General features: G+C 40.4%; 15 protein-coding genes. All 15 read left to right on the forward strand.

From position 1 onward, the window contains the following. The first annotated feature begins 152 nt into the window (after nt 1-152). Nucleotides 153-1,178 (forward strand): methionine ABC transporter ATP-binding protein, encoded by a 1,026-nt coding sequence (locus tag IQ19_RS05910; RefSeq protein ID WP_144540936.1) that lies wholly within the window; start codon nt 153-155, stop codon nt 1,176-1,178. Beyond that, nucleotides 1,171-1,839: a methionine ABC transporter permease gene (locus IQ19_RS05915; RefSeq protein ID WP_144540938.1), complete on the forward strand. Its 669-nt coding sequence runs from the start codon at nt 1,171-1,173 to the stop codon at nt 1,837-1,839. The genes IQ19_RS05910 and IQ19_RS05915 overlap by 8 nt, the downstream gene beginning before the upstream one ends. A gap of 11 nt (nt 1,840-1,850) precedes the next feature. Next, nucleotides 1,851-2,699 carry a MetQ/NlpA family ABC transporter substrate-binding protein gene (locus tag IQ19_RS05920; RefSeq protein WP_144540940.1) on the forward strand — a complete coding sequence of 283 codons (849 nt, stop codon included), beginning with the start codon at nt 1,851-1,853 and terminating at the stop codon, nt 2,697-2,699. 150 nt (nt 2,700-2,849) lie between these two features. Next, nucleotides 2,850-3,221, forward strand: a complete 372-nt coding sequence (locus IQ19_RS05925; RefSeq protein WP_144540942.1) for a carboxymuconolactone decarboxylase family protein — start codon at nt 2,850-2,852, stop codon at nt 3,219-3,221. 393 nt (nt 3,222-3,614) lie between these two features. Continuing rightward, nucleotides 3,615-3,755, forward strand: a complete 141-nt coding sequence (locus tag IQ19_RS28025; RefSeq protein ID WP_019382728.1) for a YuzK family famiily protein — start codon at nt 3,615-3,617, stop codon at nt 3,753-3,755. 662 nt (nt 3,756-4,417) lie between these two features. After that, complete coding sequence (sufC, locus tag IQ19_RS05930; protein WP_144540944.1) at nt 4,418-5,203, forward strand: Fe-S cluster assembly ATPase SufC; 786 nt, start codon at nt 4,418-4,420, stop codon at nt 5,201-5,203. A 17-nt stretch (nt 5,204-5,220) separates the two neighbouring features. Further along, complete coding sequence (sufD, locus tag IQ19_RS05935) at nt 5,221-6,531, forward strand: Fe-S cluster assembly protein SufD (RefSeq protein ID WP_144540946.1); 1,311 nt, start codon at nt 5,221-5,223, stop codon at nt 6,529-6,531. Beyond that, nucleotides 6,531-7,760: a cysteine desulfurase gene (locus IQ19_RS05940; protein WP_144540948.1), complete on the forward strand. Its 1,230-nt coding sequence runs from the start codon at nt 6,531-6,533 to the stop codon at nt 7,758-7,760. Before sufD ends, IQ19_RS05940 begins: the two co-directional genes overlap by 1 nt. Next, the gene (gene sufU, locus IQ19_RS05945) at nt 7,750-8,199 is read left to right on the forward strand and encodes a Fe-S cluster assembly sulfur transfer protein SufU (RefSeq protein WP_144540950.1); all 450 of its coding nucleotides are present in this window, start codon (nt 7,750-7,752) and stop codon (nt 8,197-8,199) included. The genes IQ19_RS05940 and sufU overlap by 11 nt, the downstream gene beginning before the upstream one ends. 114 nt (nt 8,200-8,313) lie before the next feature. Then, complete coding sequence (gene sufB / locus IQ19_RS05950; RefSeq protein ID WP_144540952.1) at nt 8,314-9,711, forward strand: Fe-S cluster assembly protein SufB; 1,398 nt, start codon at nt 8,314-8,316, stop codon at nt 9,709-9,711. 511 nt (nt 9,712-10,222) lie between these two features. Continuing rightward, on the forward strand, nt 10,223-14,305 hold the full coding sequence (locus IQ19_RS05955) for a S8 family serine peptidase (RefSeq protein ID WP_144540954.1): 4,083 nt from the start codon (nt 10,223-10,225) through the stop codon (nt 14,303-14,305). Nucleotides 14,306-14,867: 562 nt separating this feature from the next. Further along, nucleotides 14,868-16,433, forward strand: coding sequence for a spore germination protein (locus IQ19_RS05960; RefSeq protein ID WP_144540956.1), 1,566 nt, complete (start codon nt 14,868-14,870; stop codon nt 16,431-16,433). A gap of 12 nt (nt 16,434-16,445) precedes the next feature. After that, nucleotides 16,446-17,543 carry a GerAB/ArcD/ProY family transporter gene (locus IQ19_RS05965; RefSeq protein WP_144540958.1) on the forward strand — a complete coding sequence of 366 codons (1,098 nt, stop codon included), beginning with the start codon at nt 16,446-16,448 and terminating at the stop codon, nt 17,541-17,543. Then, nucleotides 17,530-18,702, forward strand: coding sequence for a Ger(x)C family spore germination protein (locus IQ19_RS05970; protein WP_144540959.1), 1,173 nt, complete (start codon nt 17,530-17,532; stop codon nt 18,700-18,702). Before IQ19_RS05965 ends, IQ19_RS05970 begins: the two co-directional genes overlap by 14 nt. 388 nt (nt 18,703-19,090) lie before the next feature. Then, nucleotides 19,091-19,936, forward strand: coding sequence for a DUF72 domain-containing protein (locus tag IQ19_RS05975; RefSeq protein WP_144540961.1), 846 nt, complete (start codon nt 19,091-19,093; stop codon nt 19,934-19,936). Nucleotides 19,937-19,988 lie beyond the last annotated feature (52 nt).

Raw genomic sequence — 19,988 nt, forward strand, 5'->3', positions numbered from 1 at the left:
CTGCTCATGTGCAGAAAGGCATTTTTATTTTTCGGGTCTCAGCCCGTTCTTCTGCCCATGAATGAAAGCGGCAAAGCAGTCGAAAACTAGAGAAATATAAGCGGTCTATTAATTATAATCTGTATCTTCAATTAAAGAGGTGAAACAACACGTTGATTTCCATAAAAGATGTTAAGAAGATTTATTCTTCTAAAAAGGGCCAGGTGAAAGCAGTAGATGAAGTAAACCTGGAGATTAAAGAGGGAGAAATCTTTGGTGTGATCGGATATAGCGGCGCGGGTAAAAGTACCTTAATACGCATGCTGAATGGCCTTGAGCTTCCAACGCAGGGAAGTGTAATCGTGGCAGGCAATGAAGTTTCAAAAATAAAAGGCAGTAAATTAAGAAAAGCACGCCAGGAAATAAGCATGATTTTTCAGCATTTTAACCTGTTATGGTCCAGAAGTGTTAGGGACAATATTGCATTTCCGCTTGAAATTGCAGGTGTTCCGCGGCAGGAAAGGCTGAAAAGAGTGGACGAGCTCATCAAGCTGGTTGGCTTGGATGGCAGAGAGGATGCGTATCCTTCTCAGCTGAGCGGAGGGCAAAAGCAAAGGGTCGGGATTGCAAGAGCACTTGCCAATAATCCGAAAGTACTGCTTTGTGATGAGGCGACATCTGCACTCGATCCGCAAACAACTGATTCGATTCTCGATTTGCTTGTTGATATCAATGAGCGTTTAGGTTTAACAATTGTTCTGATTACCCACGAAATGCACGTAATCCGTAAAATATGCCACCGTGTTGCTGTTATGGAAGGCGGCCGGATTGTTGAAATTGGCCCTGTATTGGATGTATTTAAAAATCCTAAAGCTACGATTACGAAACGTTTTGTCCAGCAGGTCACAGAGCCTGAGGAGACAAAAGAAACGATTGATCATTTAGTGGATTTATATCCGCGCGGAAAAGTAGTGCAATTGGGATTCGTCGGTGAAGAGGCTGAACAGCCATTGATCACGAATTTGATCCGAAAATTCCAAGTTACGGTCAATATCCTTCAAGGGAAGATTTCTCAGACGCAAAATGGTTCTTACGGAACTTTATTCATCCATGTTGATGGAGATGCAGAGGAAGTTGCCAAAGCGATTGATTATATCCAATCCCAGCAGGTTGGCGTGGAGGTGATCTCCAATGCTTAACGAATGGTTTCCAAATGTGAAATGGGACTCCATGTGGGAAGCTACCATGGAAACCCTTTATATGACTGCCATTTCTGTTATCGCAACATTTATTTTGGGAGCGATTTTAGGGCTCTTGCTTTTCCTGACCTCCAAGGGGAATATTTGGGAAAACGTTGCGGTCAATAAAGTGATTTCAGCTTTCGTCAATATTTTTCGGTCTATTCCGTTCATTATCTTGATTGTTCTTTTAATACCTTTTACCAAGTTCCTAATCGGAACCATGATCGGGGAGGATGCAGCATTGCCTGCATTGATTATTGGTGCTGCGCCATTCTATGCGCGTATGGTTGAGATTGGATTAAGAGAAATTGATAAAGGCGTCATTGAAGCGGCCAAGTCCATGGGAGCAAAAACAAGCACGATTATCTGGAAAGTTCTTCTTCCTGAATCCATGCCTGCCCTTGTTTCAGGTATTACCGTAACAGCCATTGCCCTTGTTGGCTACACAGCCATGGCCGGGGTTATCGGTGCGGGAGGGCTTGGAAATCTGGCTTACCTTGAAGGATTCCAAAGAAGCCGTAATGATGTCACACTGATGGCGACCATCATTATTCTTATCATCGTATTTATCATCCAGTTTATAGGTGATTTAATAACAACAAAACTAGACAAACGATAGGAGAGATCAACATGAAAAAGTGGTTATCACTCGTTCTTGCGCTAGCAGTGGCACTAGTACTTGCAGCTTGCGGAACATCAGAAGAAGAAGGCAATAATGCTGGTGAAGGCGGAGAAAGCAAAGAAAGCACGAAAATTACTGTAGGAGCCTCCAACGTACCTCACGCGGAAATTCTTGAAGAAGCTAAACCGCTTCTTGAAGAAAAAGGCTTTGAACTTGATGTTGTTACATTCCAGGATTATGTCCTGCCAAACCAGGCTTTAGAGTCTGAAGAGCTTGATGCTAACTATTTCCAGCACATTCCTTACCTTGAGTCACAAAAAGCAGAGCATGGCTATGACTTTACAAGTGCAGGCGGTATCCATATCGAGCCAATCGGTGTGTATTCTCAAAAATATAAGAACCTTGAAGAGCTTCCTGAAGGCGCAACAATCATCATGAGCAACTCTGTAGCAGATCATGGCCGTATTTTATCCATGCTTGAAGCAGAAGGTCTTATTACTTTAAACGAAGATGTAGAAAAAACAGAAGCAACTCTTGAAGATATTAAAGATAACCCTAAGAAATTAAAGTTTGATACAGAATATGAAGCTTCCCTCCTTCCGCAAATTTACAACAATGGTGAAGGCGATGCTGTACTAATCAACTCCAACTATGCGATTGATGCAGGCTTGAATCCATTAGAAGATTCAATTGCGATCGAGGATAAAGAATCACCATATGTAAACGTGATTGCAGTCCGCAGCGGCGATGAAGAAAAAGAAGGAATTAAAGCTCTTGTAGAAGTGCTCCGTTCCAAGGAAATCCAGGATTTCATTCTTGAAAAATACGAAGGAGCCGTTGTACCGGTATCCGAATAATACGGCTAAAAAAGCAGGCACCAATGCCTGCTTTTTTTGTATGCTTTTAGTTTCCATTATATGCCCAGGCTATTGCCTTATTGATCCGCATAGTTTGAAAAGCAATCAAACATACTAACGTTGATATTAATTTGAATGGAGTGGAGCAAAATGGAACATTATCACGAACCTTCAAACTCAATCGAAGCAGCTCTTCATGATTATAAAGTAGGATTGGGCGTATTCACTGAAAAAATGCCTGATTTAGCCCAACACTATAATGCATTTACGGAAGCTTGCTTTAAAGAAGGGACATTAAGCCAAAAACAAAAACAGCTCATTGCACTTGGAATCAGCTTATATTCACAGGACGAATACTGCATTATCTATCATACAAAAGGGTGTCTGGATCAGGGAGCTTCAGAAGAAGAAATTCTTGAAGCGGTGGGTGTAACGGCAGCTTTCGGCGGCGGTGCAGCGATGAGCCAGGCAGTTACTCTTGTCCAGGAAGCAATGACCGAATTAAATCAGCTTAAACAATAAATAAACTTTCAGCTCCTGCCCAAAAGCGGGAGTTTTTTTGTTAGTGCTCCTTATTGATTTTTGGACTTGTTGATTGGAGCGGAAATTAACGGACAAGTTTTTAACAGAGATAATAAATAAAGAAATAGCATGTATAATTTCAGAAAATTTTTGAAACAACCATTTATCAGGAGGAAATAGCCATTATTCTAAGAATAGGCGAGATGAAAGCGTTTCACCACTTCTGATTCCTTAATTTGCTAAAAAAATCAGGTTTTTTCCGCTTTGTGCAGGGTATATGGTGAGTGTTAAGATTTTAGATGTAAAAACTAAATGCGAAAGCATAAAAACTGAAAGGATTGATTCATTATCAGTCAGTTACAGCTGAACTACACGAGTGAAATGGAGAAAGCGATGCAAGCTGCCCATGGAGTTGGATATGAAGTGTACAGCCGGAAACATGATATTCGTATGGAAGTTGAAAAGAAGCGTGAAGAAGATTATCTGCAAAGCCAGCGTTTAGTGGCGGATCTCGAAAGAAAAATTCATTCCTAGGTTTAAACTATATATAATTAAGTAGAAAAATGGAAACCAGCTGCTATATGCGCTGGTTTTCTTTTTTATAAAAGCTCTTTTCTAAAAGGTTGTTGTTTTTAAATAGATTTTGTAATTGAAACATGGATAAATAATGTTGGTTGATTGGAGCTTAATGTGCGAGATCCTCGAAAATGCATTCGGATTTCCTTCGTGCAGTGATGCTTCGAGGATGCTTATTCAAAGTCCTGCGGGAGGCTCACCGACCGCCCCGCGTTTCGCTGAGCATCTTGGAGAAATTAACTACTCCTCACTACTTGTGCCTGAGCGGAAAAATCAGCAGGCAAGTCTAACAGAGCTTTTTTAATAAATATTTTGACTTAACCCTTCAATCCATTCTCATTTAAGCTTTCCATACATGAATCAACCATCGGAGGAAAAAATAAATAGGACATGCCTGTTTTATAAAGAAGGCACTCTTTGAAGAAGGAAAGGTTCTATGATAAAATCTTCATTTAAAGGCTTTCTAAACATTTTTGTTTGAAAAGTTTGTTAAAGGGTCTTAAAGAGTTGCTATGCAATTTCATTTGTTATAAGATTGTAATGAGAATAAAATGAGAATAGAGATTTGCGGCAGACAGCCGATTTACACAAATCTTCTTTTATTGACGGAGGTATATATTATGGCAGGATCAGTACTAACTATCAAAGACCTTCATGTAGCTATTGAGGGGAAAGAAATATTAAAAGGTGTAAACCTTGAAATTAAAGGCGGAGAAATCCACGCAATCATGGGGCCTAACGGAACAGGTAAATCTACATTATCATCTGCAATCATGGGCCACCCTAAATATGAAGTGACTGGGGGCAGCATTACTTTAGATGGTAAAGATGTTCTTGAAATGGAAGTTGACGAGCGTGCACAAGCTGGCCTATTCCTTGCAATGCAATATCCAAGTGAAATCAGCGGTGTAACAAATGCCGATTTCTTACGTTCAGCAATCAACAGCCGCATGGAAGAAGGCAATGAAATTTCTTTAATGAAATTTATCCGTAAAATGGACAGCAAAATGGAATTCCTTGAAATGGATCTTGATATGGCTCAGCGTTACTTAAATGAAGGTTTCTCAGGCGGAGAAAAGAAGCGTAATGAGATTCTTCAATTAATGATGCTTCAACCGAAAATTGCCATCCTTGATGAAATCGATTCAGGTTTGGATATCGATGCTTTGAAAGTTGTTTCTAAAGGAATTAACGAAATGCGCGGAGAAGATTTCGGATGCTTAATCATCACTCACTACCAGCGCCTTCTTAACTACATCACTCCTGACCATGTACACGTGATGATGCAGGGACGCGTTGTAAAATCAGGCGGTCCTGAGCTTGCACAGCGTCTAGAATCAGAGGGTTACGACTGGATTAAACAAGAATTGGGCATTGAAGACGAAACAGTTGGGCAAGAAGCGTAAGCGTTAGGGGGATCACTATGACAACGGAAATAAAACTACCATTTGACAAGGAATATGTTAGTTCCTTCTCAAAAGATATGGGCGAGCCGGCATGGCTGACAGAACTCCGTCTAAATGCGCTTGCAAACGCGGAAAACCTGGCAATGCCAAAGCCTGATAAAACAAAAATAGATAAATGGAACTTCACACAGTTCGAAAAACACATTGTAGGAAGCGAAGACTTTGCTTCATTAAATGACCTTCCTGAGGATGTCAGAAATCTGATTGACCTGGAAGCTGGCGACCAGAATCTTTACATTCAGCGCAATAATAGACCGACACATTTGTCTGTTTCAAAAGAGCTTCAGGGAAAAGGCGTTATTTTCACTGATATCTTTACTGCTGCAAGAGAACATAGCGACCTTCTGCAGAAGTATTTCATGAAGGATGGCGTGAAAACAGATGAGCACCGTTTGACTGCGCTGCATGCAGCCCTTTTAAACGGCGGAGCTTTCTTGTATGTTCCTAAAAACGTGGAAATTGCAGAACCTATTCAGGCTGTATATATCCACGATAATAAAGAAGCAAACCTTTTCAACCATGTATTGGTTGTGGCTGATGATAACAGCTCTGTCACATATGTCGAAAACTATGTTTCAACTGTTGAAGAAGCAAACGGAATTTTCAATATCGTGACTGAAGTGATTGCCAATGCAAACGCTAAAGTTCAATACGGTGCAGTTGATACACTTGCAAAAGGCACAACTGCTTATGTGAACCGCCGCGGTGTTGCTGGGCGCGATGCACGCATTGAATGGGCTCTTGGCCTTATGAATGATGGCAACACGGTTTCTGAAAATACGACAAACCTTGTTGGCGATGGCTCCTTTGGAGACACAAAAACAGTTGTAGTCGGACGCGGAGAACAAACGCAAAACTTCACTACAAAGGTCATCCATTTTGGAAAGAATTCAGAAGGATATATTCTGAAGCATGGTGTTATGAAAGATTCTGCATCTTCCATCTTTAATGGAATCGGGAAAATCGAGCATGGCGCTACGAAGTCAAATGCCGAGCAGGAGTCACGCGTACTGATGCTAAGTGAAAAAGCGCGCGGAGACGCCAACCCAATTCTATTGATCGACGAAGACGATGTTACTGCAGGACACGCAGCTTCAGTCGGACGTGTGGATCCTTTGCAGCTTTACTACTTAATGAGCCGCGGGATTTCACAAAAAGAGGCAGAACGCCTTGTTATTCATGGTTTCCTTGCACCGGTTGTTAATGCTCTTCCAATTGAAGGAGTTAAAAGGCAGCTGACAGCCGTCATTGAAAGGAAAGTTAAATAATGAATGTCGGGGATATTCGGCAAATGTTTCCCATCCTGGATCAGGAAGTCAACGGAAGGCCTCTTGTTTACTTAGACAGTGCGGCTACTTCCCAAAAGCCTGTTCCTGTAATCGAAGCGCTTGATAAATACTATCGGGAATACAACTCGAACGTTCATAGAGGCGTCCATACACTCGGAACAAGAGCAACGGATGGCTATGAAGGCGCAAGGGAAAAAGTCCGCAAGTTCATTAACGCAAAGTCGACTGAGGAAATTGTTTTTACAAGAGGAACGACAACAGCCATTAATACGGTTGCTGCCAGCTATGGGCGTGATAACCTGAAAGAAGGCGATGAGATTGTTATTTCCTATATGGAGCATCATAGCAACATTATCCCTTGGCAGCAGGTTGCGAGACAAACTGGAGCTGCACTTAAATACCTTCCTCTTCAGGAAGATGGAACAATCTCTCTAGAAGATGTAAGGGAAACTGTAACGAGCAGCACCAAAATCGTGTCTATTATGCAGGTATCAAATGTGCTTGGCGTCATGAACCCGATTAAGGAGATTGCGAAAATTGCCCATGAAAATGGAGCAATCATGGTTGTGGATGGCGCGCAAAGCGCTCCACATATGAAGATTGATGTTCAGGATCTGGATTGCGACTTTCTTGCTTTTTCCGGCCATAAAATGTGCGGCCCTACAGGCATCGGTGTTCTGTACGGAAAGAAAAAGCATCTGGAGAAGATGGAGCCGGTCGAGTTTGGCGGAGAAATGATCGACTTTGTCGGCCTTTATGAATCCACATGGAAAGAGCTTCCTTGGAAGTTTGAAGGCGGTACGCCAATCATTGCTGGTGCCATCGGCTTAGGTGCAGCAATCGATTTCCTTGAGCAAGTTGGCTTGGATGAAATTGAAGCCCATGAGCACAAGCTTGCTGCTTACGCCATGGAAAAGATGTCAACGATTGAGGGAATGACCATTTACGGCCCTAAAGAAGCATCAAAGCGTGCAGGGCTTGTCACTTTCAACATTGATGATGTTCACCCTCATGATGTGGCTACTGTATTGGATGCAGAAGGGATTGCTGTTCGTGCCGGCCACCACTGCGCACAGCCGCTGATGAAGTGGCTCAAGGCTTCAGCGACTGCGCGGGCAAGCTTCTATCTGTACAATACGGAAGAAGATATTGATAAGCTTGTTGAAGGGCTTGTCAAAACAAAGGAGTATTTCAGCGATGTCTTCTAAAAATTTAGATACCCTTTACCGTCAGGTTATTATGGATCATTATAAAAATCCGAGAAATAAAGGTGTACTCGAAGATGACAGCTTGACAATCAATATGAATAACCCTACATGTGGAGACCGAATTCAATTGACGTTAAAGCTTGAAGATGGCAAAGTAGCAGATGCGAAGTTTGAGGGCGAAGGATGTTCCATTTCCATGTCATCGGCTTCGATGATGACTCAAGCCATCAAGGGCAAAAATATTGAACAAGCATTAAAGCTTTCCAAAGTTTTCTCTGACATGATGCTGGGAAAAGAATATGATGAAGATGATTTAGATTTAGGAGATATCGAAGCTCTTCAAGGCGTGTCCCAGTTTCCTGCGAGAATCAAATGTGCCACATTGGCATGGAAAGCAATGGAAAAGGGAGTAAGCGAGGACAAAGAAGAACAGGAATAGTTAACAGAGCCGAAGAAAAATATGTTCGATAAATTTTTCATCTGCCTTGTGTGATAAAATATTATGAAATGATTGGGTGAGGACCCTTTCTTAAATGAATGGAGGAATACGACGATGGCAAAAAAGATGCCTGAGATTGGCGATTACAAGTATGGTTTTGCCGATAAAGACGTTTCCATTTTCCGATCAAAACGCGGTTTGACAAAAGAAATTGTTGAAGAGATTTCAAAATTGAAGGAAGAGCCACAATGGATGCTTGACTTCCGTTTAAAATCATTGGAGCATTTCTATAACATGCCTATGCCGCAATGGGGCGGAGATCTAGCGTCATTAAACTTTGATGAAATTACGTATTATGTTAAGCCTTCTGAAAAGACAGAACGCTCTTGGGATGAAGTACCTGATGAAATTAAACAAACGTTCGATAAATTGGGTATTCCGGAAGCAGAGCAGAAGTACCTTGCTGGTGTATCTGCGCAGTACGAATCAGAGGTTGTATACCATAACATGCAGGAAGACCTTGAAGCTAAAGGAATCGTGTTCAAGGATACAGATTCTGCTCTTCGCGAAAATGAAGACATTTTCCGTGAGCACTGGGCGAAGGTTATCCCTCCAACAGACAATAAATTTGCTGCATTAAACTCAGCGGTTTGGTCTGGCGGATCATTCATCTATGTTCCGAAAGGTATTAAGGTTGATACGCCATTGCAGGCATATTTCCGCATTAACTCCGAGAACATGGGACAGTTTGAGCGTACGTTAATTATTGTTGATGAGGGTGCACATGTACATTACGTAGAAGGATGTACAGCTCCTGTTTACACAACAAACTCACTGCACAGTGCGGTTGTTGAAATCATCATCAAAAAAGACGCATACTGCCGTTATACAACCATTCAGAACTGGGCAAACAACGTATTCAACCTGGTTACAAAGCGTGCGGTTTGTGAAGCCAACGCAACGATGGAATGGATTGACGGAAACATCGGTTCAAAATTAACAATGAAATATCCGGCAGTTATCCTTAAAGGAGAAGGTGCACGCGGTATGACCCTTTCCATTGCATTAGCGGGTAAAGGGCAGCACCAGGATGCAGGTGCGAAAATGATCCACCTTGCACCAAACACTTCTTCAACGATTGTATCCAAATCGATTTCCAAACAGGGCGGTAAAGTAACATACCGCGGTATCGTACACTTCGGCCGAAAAGCTGATGGAGCACGTGCCAATATCGAGTGTGATACATTAATCATGGATAACCAGTCAACTTCAGATACAATTCCTTACAATGAAATCCTGAACGACAACATCTCACTAGAACATGAAGCGAAGGTTTCAAAAGTATCCGAAGAGCAGCTATTCTATCTAATGAGCCGCGGCATCTCCGAGGAAGAAGCAACAGAAATGATTGTAATGGGCTTCATTGAACCATTTACGAAAGAGCTTCCAATGGAATACGCAGTAGAAATGAACCGTCTGATCAAGTTCGAAATGGAAGGTTCTATTGGTTAAATAGGATGAGTTGTTAAAAAAGGATTGAACGGTCATACCGTTCAATCCTTTTTTTGTTTGGCGATTTTGGCACCATTTTGATTGGGGTGGAAGGGGCGAGCTCCTCGAAAATGCTTTCGCATTTGCTTCGTGCGGTGTTAATTCAAGGAAGTTTATTCAGTGTCCAGCGGGAAGAGCGTGTCGAAGGGAGACCCTGCAGGCGCGCGCCGAGGAGGTTCCCGGACCGCCTGCGGTTCGCTTCCTGGAGCGGAAATCAACAGGCAAGTTTAATATAGCCTTTGTTTAAATATCCTATAAAGTTTTTAAAAACCCCAAATAGAATCTTGAAAATTCATCTAAAATCACTAATTTTAACCTATATATCCTCGGTTCTATATTCTATATCCGCTAATAGTCACATGAAATAACCCCAATAGCTGCCAATAAAAATAGAGATTACAATAGTAAATGTAAAATTCTTAATTTTACGAAAGTGAATATCGACAATTAATCTAATGAAAGCGGGGGTCTTATGGAATTTCATTCACTATTTAAAAAAACAGCAGTAATGGCTTTATCAGTTAGCTTGCTAATGTCGCCGGTCCATTCGGTATTATCAACTGATGCAGCAGCGGCGGAGTATAAGGCGGAGGATATTTTAGCATCTTTAACTGCAGAACAGCGACAAGCATTGCATCAATTGCAATTGAACAATCCTACAGGTCTTCAAGGTTTTACTGAAGAGGATCTACAATCAAAAGGTGAAATATCCGTCATTGTTCAATTCAAATCAAAGCCAAGTAAAGTGGCCGTTTTAGAGGCAGCTGTAAAAGGCAAAGCATTAAAAAAGGAAGAAGCAGCAGCACAAGTCGAAAAAGAACATAAAAAGTTTAAAGAAGACATCAAAAAATACTTGCCTCAAGAGAACTCAAAAACAAAAAGCATTTCTAATGCCATCACCCAGACGTACAAAAGAGCATATAACGGTGTAGCAATGAAGCTGCCGGCGGATCAAGTTAGACATCTTCTGGAATCCAATGTCGTCCAAGCTGTTTTCAAAAGCCAGACATTTACTGTGGATCCTATTCAAAAAAAGCTTCCATCAGATGTTGAGAGAGAGGTCACTACTTCTGTCGAAAGTATTCCTTATTTGAAGATAGACAAGCTGCATAAGGAAGGCATTACAGGAGAAGGCGTAAAAGTAGCAGTTCTTGATACTGGAATCGATTATAATCACCCTGATTTAAGGGATGCATATAAGGGTGGATATGATTTTGTCGATAATGACAATGATCCAATGGAAGCGACCTATGAAGATTGGAAGAAAACGAATAATCCTGAGTTTTCTCCATATGGAAGCGCCTATTACACATCCCATGGCACTCATGTTTCCGGAACAATCGCAGGCCAAAATAAAAATGATAGTGAAGTATCCGTAGCAGGTGTAGCTCCGGATGCCGAACTATATGTGTATCGCGTGTTAGGGCCATACGGTACTGGAACTTCTGAAGGGGTTATCGCGGGGATTGAAAAAGCTGTGGAAGACGGCATGGATGTTATGAATCTATCATTAGGCGCAACCGTGAACGATCCGTATTATCCAACAAGTACTGCAATAAACTATGCTGTATTAAATGGTGTGACAGCAGTTGTTTCTGCAGGGAACTCTGGCCCCAATGCAAACACAGTAGGTTCTCCTGGTACAGCGGCACTAGCACTTACGGTTGGAGCGAGTGATGTTCCTGTTGAGCTAACTACATTTACAGGCAGTATTTCAGGAAACTGGTCTACCGAGCTCGTTAGCATGGGAAGAAGCTTTGCGAATGATTTCTCTTCATTGGATGGGAAGTCTCTTGAACTGGTGGATGTCGGCTTAGGTGCTCAAGAAAATTATGCAGAAAAAGACGTTGAAGGGAAGATTGCATTTGTTCAACGCGGGAATTTTGCCCTTAATGACAAAATCCGATTTGCAAAAGAGCGTGGTGCAAAAGCAGTTATTTTATATAACAACGTAGATGGACAGTTAGGTATTAATCTAGGGGAATCACCTCTGTTTGTTCCTGCTTTCTCGATGACGAAAGCAGCTGGTGAAGAATTAAAAGAAAAAATTGCGCAAGGCAACACGACCTTTACGTTCTCGAATATGGAAGAAATGGAGTCCGAAGGAGATAGACTAGCAGATTTCAGTTCAAGAGGGCCTGTAAAAAACAACTATGATATTAAACCAGAAGTGGTTGCACCTGGAGTGAGTGTGCTTTCTACTTTCCCTTCTTATATGATTGACCCTGAAAATCAGGAAGATTATAAATATGCGTATGCAAGACTATCGGGAACATCTATGGCCGCACCTCACACAGCTGGGATTGCAGCATTATTATTGGAGGAAAATCCTGAACTGGATCCGGATGATATTAAAACAATCCTTATGAATACAGCAGATCCAATGAATGGCGAATATAGCTTGTATGAAGTTGGGGCAGGCCGGGTAGATCCTTATCAAGCCATCCATGGTGAAATGAAAATGCAAGCAACCGATGAAACCCTCATACCTGATGGGGAGGAATATATGTCAGTCAAAAATCCTTCAGGAGATATCAGCTTTGGCATTCACTTTGGTGAAGAAGGTACCAATATTCAAGTAAAGGAAAATATAAGTTTTACAAATAACAGCGATATTACGAAAGAATTTACAGTTTCAGTTGAAGAAAATCCAGTTGAACGTACAAATAGCTTAAGTGAAAATGGTGTGGCCGTTAACACAAACAAAAGCGTTAAAGTAAAAGCCGGCGACGAAGTAAAAACCAATGTATTTTTGAAGGCGCCAAAGTCAGCAAAAGCCGGCCTATACGAGGCGTTTATTGTCCTAACGAATACAGCAGATTCCACTGATCGTTACCGCATTCCATTTAATTTTAGGGTTACAAAGGATGGGCTTGGCCACTTAGATCTTTTAACTCCATCCATTACGCCACCATATCTAAATCAAGGAAGAACACATATCGATAACCGCTTAGGTGCTTTGGTTACATTTAGTCTAAGTTCTCCAGGAGAAAAAACGGACGTTGTTCTTCAAGATGGCAAAACAGGTGAAGATTTAGGGTTAATTGGTACACTGAATTTAACGAATAGTCCACTCGATACAACTCTATTCTTATTTGCTTTTAGAGGAATGTATTATTCATTTACAGGAGACTCCAAACAGCCTATTGCTGAAGAAGTGAGTTATGCAAAGCCTGGCCACTATAAGTTAAACTTTATAACGACAAGCCAATCTGGAAAAGTGACGAATGAGATGCGAAATCTTTTCATCGATATTGATGATCCAGCCTTTACAAGTTCGTTAGATGGGCAATCTCCATTCCTTGAATACAAACCGGGACAAGAAACATATCCATTTGATATTCAGATTAATGACACTCTCGTAGAAGAAATGCAAAGTGCAGGAGTGGACATCGACCAATCCTCAAATTCGGTCATTTATACGTGGGGAGAATGGGGATTCCCTTCAAGTCCTATTCCGATGGATAAGGACGGGAAATGGGTAGAGGAAATCGCCATGGAAAAGTCTATGCCAGCATTGAAGTTTACAATGACTGCCCTTGACTCTGCCGGTAATTCACCGCTAACAAAGGAATATTTCTTTGTTAAGGAAGGGACACCTGTTACTTATGCTAAGAGCGATACTAAAAAAGCAAAAACGGGTGAAACGATTAAAGCCAAGCTATTCTTGGATAATGTGAGCGATGCGGAAGAAGTCATTTGGAACATGAAAGAACAATATGGCAAGACAATGCAATTTATCGATGCCAAACTGACTGATGGAGTTTCAGACAAAGGAACTGTAACAGTTAATGGAGATGAGGTAAAGGTTGTCTTTAACGATTCCAATATGGCATTTAATCACACGGCTGTTGTGGATGTTACATTAAAAATTACAGATGAAACATTCCTTACAGGAACTAGAATTAATCCTACGGCTACTGTAGTAAATAGTCAAAATCAATCCAGCAAGCTATTAAACGCAGGCTACACTTTTGAGGTTTCTCCTCAATATAATGCCGCATACGGCTATGTATTGCCGGACGGATTCATTAATCCTGCAAATGGTCTTCATGATAGAAAGGATTGGACAAAGGTTGGGGCATCACTAAAATTCAAAGAAGCTTCCGGTTTTGTTTTGGACGCTACGTCCTTAATAAAGGAAAGAGCGGACTACAGGGTGGAAAAGCTTCCTTTAAGCAAGGATCCATATATTTTAGAAATCAAAGTGCCTGGTCACTTTGAAGTTAACAGCAAACAAAATATTGGGTTTGAATATAAAGGCGAACTTTATGGTATGAATCATTACGTTAATCCGATTCATATTACGGCTGGTGATGTTAACCAGGATAACGTTATTGATGTGTTAGACGCAATTGAAATTCAAAACGCCTGGGAGACAAACAGCCGTGCAGCCGATATTAATTTTGATGGCACCGTGGATGAAAAGGACATCGTCTTTGTGCGAGAGAATTACTTGCTGCAAAATGAATCTGTTGAAAATCCTCCTGCTGCAAAAGAAATACATGACGGCAAAACACTGGAAAGCATTTTGGCAGAGTTGGGAATTCAATAAATACGCGAGGGCTGGAGATGATGCATCTTCGGCCCTTTGGTGTTTAATACTTTCCTGTCTGTATGAACTATAAATAGATATATATATCACTTAATCCCGTTTGCCAGCCACAGTAAGCGGGTTTTTAATGTGGGCCCGACATAGGTGCAGTCTATATGAATGCAAGTCTCGAACCGTGTAGGCAGTAGTAGCGGTCAGTTAGAAAAGGGAGGGTACGGTAAGAATCCCGGTAAAGCTGATGGGAACTGAGGAAAGCATTCAAGGAAACTTTATAGGATTTCCATCTTTTTTAGAAATGAATGATAAATAAAGTGTTGGGTGAAAATAGAAAGCAGGTGATGAGTTTATGGAGAATATAATTTCTTTCCTTCCAAAATGGGAACATTTCATAGGTGCTTGTTTAGCTTTTATCATTCCCTATTCTATTTCCAAAGTTTCAAAATGGTTACGATCTACTAAATCTAGTTAAGGATTTAGCACCCCCCTTAAACAAAATTTCCACACCTAAAGTAACTTAAAACTTACCCGTTTCAAAAAAATTTTATGTAAGCAGGTGAGGGAGATGAATCGATGGGCTTGGTTGCAAAAAAAGAAAAAACAAACGAAAAATGGTCATCAACAAGTAAAGACACATGGAACGGATGTATTCTTTTCATCGAGTTTGGATTCTAACCTCGAGCAATTACAAAATATCTTAGGAAATAATCCTGATATCGCGATTCGCAGATTTTATATTAACGTATATAAAGTAAATGCAGCGGTCGTATTTATAAAAGGGCTTGCCGATAAAGAGCAAATTCATGAACAAATATTAAAGTCAATCATGTTAGAACTTCAAATGCGAGAATGCTATGTAAAAGAAGACCGGGCTACCGGCTCTGACATCAAAGAAATCATTAAAGACCATGTTATAACGCTAACGGATGTAGAAGAAAACAACAAGATAGAAGACTGTGTGATGGAGGTTTTGAATGGAGATACGGCATTACTAATTGATAACGTCGATACATCCCTTTTACTTGGAACAAAAAAATGGCCATCAAGACAAATTGAAGAACCAATTACAGAAGCTACTGTAAGGGGGGCAAGAGAAGGGTTTGTCGAAAATATTCTTGTGAATATGTCTTTAATTCGAAAGCGAATTAGAGATCCCCATTTAGTTTTAGACAAATATACAATCGGACGCAGAAGTCAAACACCGGTTATGGTGGCATATATAAAAGATATTACAAATGACAGCATCATCCAAGAGGTCAAAAAACGATTAGAAAAAATTGATATTGACCAAATACCTGAATCCGGGATTATTGAGCAGTTCATTGAAGATGACTTTTTATCACCGTTTCCGCAACTCTTAACAACTGAAAGACCAGATAAAGTAGCAAGTGGATTATTAGAAGGGCGTGTAGCCATTTTAGTTGATGGAACGCCTTTTGTATTGCTGCTGCCAGTCACGATTACATCTATGCTTCAGGGGCCAGAAGATTATTATGAACGGTGGTTTGTTGGTACACTCATTCGCTTCATGCGGTTTGGGGCAGCTATCGTCTCGTTATTCGGTCCTTCTTTATATGTAGCACTTGTTTCGTATCACCCAGGGCTAATTCCGACAGATTTAGTCATTTCGATTGCAGGAAGTCGGGAAGGGGTGCCCTTTCCAACCATTGTGGAAGCATTATTGATGGAAATCACAATTGAAATATTACGGGAAGCAGGAGTCAGGCTTCCGAAACCAATTGGACAAACAGTTGGAATTGTAGGAGGACTTGTTATTGGGGAGGCTGCTGTTACAGCGGGATTAGTTAGCCCAATGATGGTCATTGTTGTGGCAGTAACAGCAATTTCTTCCTTTTCTTTACCGCAGTATGGGGCGGCTATAGCTATTCGTATCTTACGCTTTGGAATGATGCTTTCAGCTGCTGTATTAGGGTTATTTGGAATTATTATGTTTGCGATGGCCATAACGATTCATCTTGTCAAGCTTAAAAGTTTTGGTGTTGACTATACCTCTCCATTTGTTCCGTATCAATTTAATGATTGGAAGGATGCAATACTTCGATTACCATATAGTGTTATAAAAGAGAGACCTGAAATGTTAAAACCAAAAGACTCCACTCGGATTAAATAAAGGAAGATCACAGTGAATAGTTCAAATGAAAAAATTACATTTATACAAGCCACAGTCGTTTTAACAATGACGATCATTGGTGTTGGAATTGTAACATTACCCCGCGTAAGTGCAGAGGAAGTTCAAACGCCGGATATTTGGATCAGTATGATCCTTGGTGGTGGAATATCGATTGTTGTTGCGTTTTTTATAACCAAGTTATGTCTCCAATTTAAAGGAATGACGATTTATCAATTTAGTCCTATATTGGTTGGTAAATGGGCAGGTTTCGTTTTTAATCTATTTATCATTATGTATTTTATATTAGTTGCAGGATATCAGGCACGGTCCATGGCTGAAGTGCTTCGCGCTTATTTGTTAGATAAAACTCCTATAGAAGTAGTGATTATTGTATATATCGCTGTAGGCGTATATATCGTGATTAGTGGCATTTATTCCATTGTTAAATTACTTCAAATTTACTTTCCGGTTGTTTTGGTTTTTATTCTGTTGATGCTAGCCCTTAGCATAACAAATGTTGATTTCAATAATCTTCGCCCTGTCTTAGGTGGTGGATTTATACCAGTTCTCAAAGGGATTAAGCCAACAACATTATCTCTTGCTGGAATTGAAAGTTATCTTATTTTAATGGCGTATATGCACCAATCGAAAAAAGCTATGAAAGCTGCTGCCGTGGGAATATTTATCGCCTTATTTTTGTATATTTTGATCGTGATAGCTGTTATTGGCGCATTAACAGTAGATGAGGTCAGGCTTTTAACATGGCCGACGCTAGAGCTTGTCAAATCAATTGAAATGAAAGTTCTCCTTTTGGAAAGGTTTGAAAGTTTCTTTATCATTCTTTGGGTGATTACAACGTTTACATCCTTTATTATGAATTTTCATTTTGCTAGTTTAGGTTTGAGTCAAGTTTTTAAGAAAGCGTACAAACCTTTTGTGTATGGTCTTATACCATTCGTTTATCTATGTGCGATGTATCCGGAAGATATAAATGGAGTTTTTAAATTAGGTGGCTATATTGGTAACATGGCCATCGTAGTTGCAGGAATTATCCCCATCCTTTTATTGATAATTGCCTTCATAAGGAGGAAACGAAATGCGAAGAATTAAAAAAAGCATCATGACATGCTGCTGCATCTCGATTCTTTTTATGGGAGGGTGTTGGGATCGCATTGATATTGAAGATATGGGTCTAGCTTGTGGTGTTGGAGTGGATTATCAAGAATCTTCAGCAAAACGCCTAACTCCTGAATTTACAATTCAATTTGTTGTACCTAAAGTATTGGCTGGAGAGAATGGAGGCGGCGGCAGTCAAGCAGAACCATTTCAAAACTTAACAATGGATGAATCCTCTTTATTTGAAGCGGGCCGTGAAGCTTCCACGGTTACAAGTCGCAGTCCGAATTATGCCCATTTAAAAGTATTGGTAATTAGTAAGGAAGCGGCACAATCCATTAATTTGCTACAATTATTGAATTTTTTCTTTCGCGACCATGAAATAAGACGGACAGTTCATGTATTGATCTCAGAGGAGAAAGCGAGCGAAATATTAAGCATAAAAGGAACAAAGGACCCAGTACCTGCTTTAAAGCTATTGTCTATAACAGAAAATATGGAAAAGAAAACGGCAAAAATGCCCCCAATATTATCCTTAGGCGATTTCTCGGAAAAAATGTCGGCCAGTTCAAGTTTTTTGGTTCAGAAAGTACAAAAATTTAAAGAGGGAGTTCAAATCATTGGAGCAGCAGTTATCAAAGGGAATACACAGAAAATGATTGGGGAGCTTAATGAGGATGAAACCTTTGGCATTAATTGTATTACAGGTGAAGCTAAAGCTGGTGCCGTAACAGGAGTTGATAAGGAAACGGACAAAATCATTTCATATGAAATTGATCGCTTAAAAAGTTCTATTAAGTCTAAGGTAAATGGAGAGGACATTTCGTATACAGTAAACATTAATACTGAAGGCCGATTATCTGAAGATTGGATTCCCAAAAGTGATGCTTTTAATGAGAAGTTTATTCGGAATGCAGAAAAGCAAGTTGAAAGAGAATTTATGCGATTAATGGAAGCAGGATTAGCCAAGACCCAAAAAGAATTAAAAGTAGATGTCGCTGGATTTGGAGAGAGTTTACGAATCAATCAACCGAAAGTGTGGAAAAAAGTAAAAAAAAATTGGGAGGAACGGTTTCCTGAAGCTTCAATTGATATTAATGTGAAAGTTAAGATTAGACAATTCCAGACTCAAGGTAGAAAAATGAATAAATAGATTAATAAAAATAATGCAAAAGCATCAAAACGTTCATCAAGCTTATACCTTTTCCGTTTAAATCTATAAGAGATGGCACCTGCACAATATAGGGTAAAACAGAGGAGTAACAAAATAAGAATATTTTTTAACCACAGGACGCTTTCTTCGAATTAAGGAGAAAGCGTCTTGTTTTATAAAGGGCAAGACCATGGAATTCTTTATAATTAATACTTAGCTAATCGTTTGTTATTTTTAAGTAAGGTTAGAAAAGTGATATTTTAAATCCTATGATAAACTGATTAAAATCTTGGAAATTTAAACTTTTTATAACTTATAATCATATAGAGTTTCAGTTTTGAAATTTCCGTTAAAAGTAAGAGTGAAGTAAAAAAACGGAGGTGTATCCATGATCATCATAGGCGTAACAGGCTGGGGCGACCATGATAGCCTATATACGGGCAATGTTTCACCTAGAGATAAGCTAAAAGAATATGCCGGCCATTTCCCGACTGTGGAGGTGGACTCAGCTTTTTATGCGGTTCAGCCAAAGCGTAATTCCACCAAATGGGTAAAAGACACCCCAGAAGGCTTTCATTTTATTGTAAAAACCTATCAGGGCATGACTGGGCATCAGAGAGGAGAAATACCCTTTGAAAGCAAAGAAGAGATGTTTGAGGCCTTTAAAGATTCTTTAGAGCCATATATCCAAGCTGGCAAGCTCGCCATGGTCCTGTTCCAATTCCCACCCTGGTTCGATTGCAAAAAGGTAAATGTCGACTATCTGCGCTGGTGCAAAGAACAGATGGGCGATCTGCCATGTGCACTTGAGTTCAGGCATCAATCTTGGTTCAGGCCAGAGTTTAAAGAAAGTACACTAAAATTTATGAGAGAGGAAGGCTGGATTCACAGCATTTGTGATGAACCCCAGGCTGGCGAGGGTTCCATTCCCGCCGTTTTGGAAACCACCAGCCCTGAAAAAGTGCTTGTTCGCTTCCATGGCCGCAATTTTCATGGCTGGCAGAAAAAAAATGCAGATAACTGGCGCGAAGTCCGTTATCTTTATCGCTACAACCATAAAGAGCTTGCTGAATGGGCAGAGTACCTAAAAGAGCTTGAGAAAGCCTGTAAAAATGTATTCGTCGTATTCAACAACAACTCAGGCGGCGATGCAGCAGACAATGCAAAACAAATGATCGATTTACTGAACATAGAGTACGAACAGCTGGCTCCCAGACAGCTCGATTTATTTTAAGCAGGTGCCAGGCACCTATACCACTTCAGCCAACTGGTATAGGTACCTGGTG

Source organism: Cytobacillus oceanisediminis, from assembly GCF_007830235.1.
In the GTDB taxonomy this organism is placed as follows: Bacteria; Bacillota; Bacilli; order Bacillales; family Cytobacillaceae; genus Cytobacillus; species Cytobacillus oceanisediminis.

Excerpts from the sequence above, each read along its gene's own strand:
- IQ19_RS05970 (WP_144540959.1), top strand. The coding sequence starts at position 17,530 with ATGCGAAGAATTAAAAAAAGCATCATGACATGCTGCTGCATCTCGATT.
- IQ19_RS05940 (WP_144540948.1), top strand. The coding sequence starts at position 6,531 with ATGAATGTCGGGGATATTCGGCAAATGTTTCCCATCCTGGATCAGGAA.
- IQ19_RS05955 (WP_144540954.1), top strand. The coding sequence starts at position 10,223 with ATGGAATTTCATTCACTATTTAAAAAAACAGCAGTAATGGCTTTATCA.
- IQ19_RS05915 (WP_144540938.1), top strand. The coding sequence starts at position 1,171 with ATGCTTAACGAATGGTTTCCAAATGTGAAATGGGACTCCATGTGGGAA.
- IQ19_RS05920 (WP_144540940.1), top strand. The coding sequence starts at position 1,851 with ATGAAAAAGTGGTTATCACTCGTTCTTGCGCTAGCAGTGGCACTAGTA.
- IQ19_RS05925 (WP_144540942.1), top strand. The coding sequence starts at position 2,850 with ATGGAACATTATCACGAACCTTCAAACTCAATCGAAGCAGCTCTTCAT.
- sufC (WP_144540944.1), top strand. The coding sequence starts at position 4,418 with ATGGCAGGATCAGTACTAACTATCAAAGACCTTCATGTAGCTATTGAG.
- sufD (WP_144540946.1), top strand. The coding sequence starts at position 5,221 with ATGACAACGGAAATAAAACTACCATTTGACAAGGAATATGTTAGTTCC.
- IQ19_RS28025 (WP_019382728.1), top strand. The coding sequence starts at position 3,615 with ATGCAAGCTGCCCATGGAGTTGGATATGAAGTGTACAGCCGGAAACAT.
- IQ19_RS05960 (WP_144540956.1), top strand. The coding sequence starts at position 14,868 with ATGAATCGATGGGCTTGGTTGCAAAAAAAGAAAAAACAAACGAAAAAT.
- IQ19_RS05975 (WP_144540961.1), top strand. The coding sequence starts at position 19,091 with ATGATCATCATAGGCGTAACAGGCTGGGGCGACCATGATAGCCTATAT.
- sufU (WP_144540950.1), top strand. The coding sequence starts at position 7,750 with ATGTCTTCTAAAAATTTAGATACCCTTTACCGTCAGGTTATTATGGAT.
- sufB (WP_144540952.1), top strand. The coding sequence starts at position 8,314 with ATGGCAAAAAAGATGCCTGAGATTGGCGATTACAAGTATGGTTTTGCC.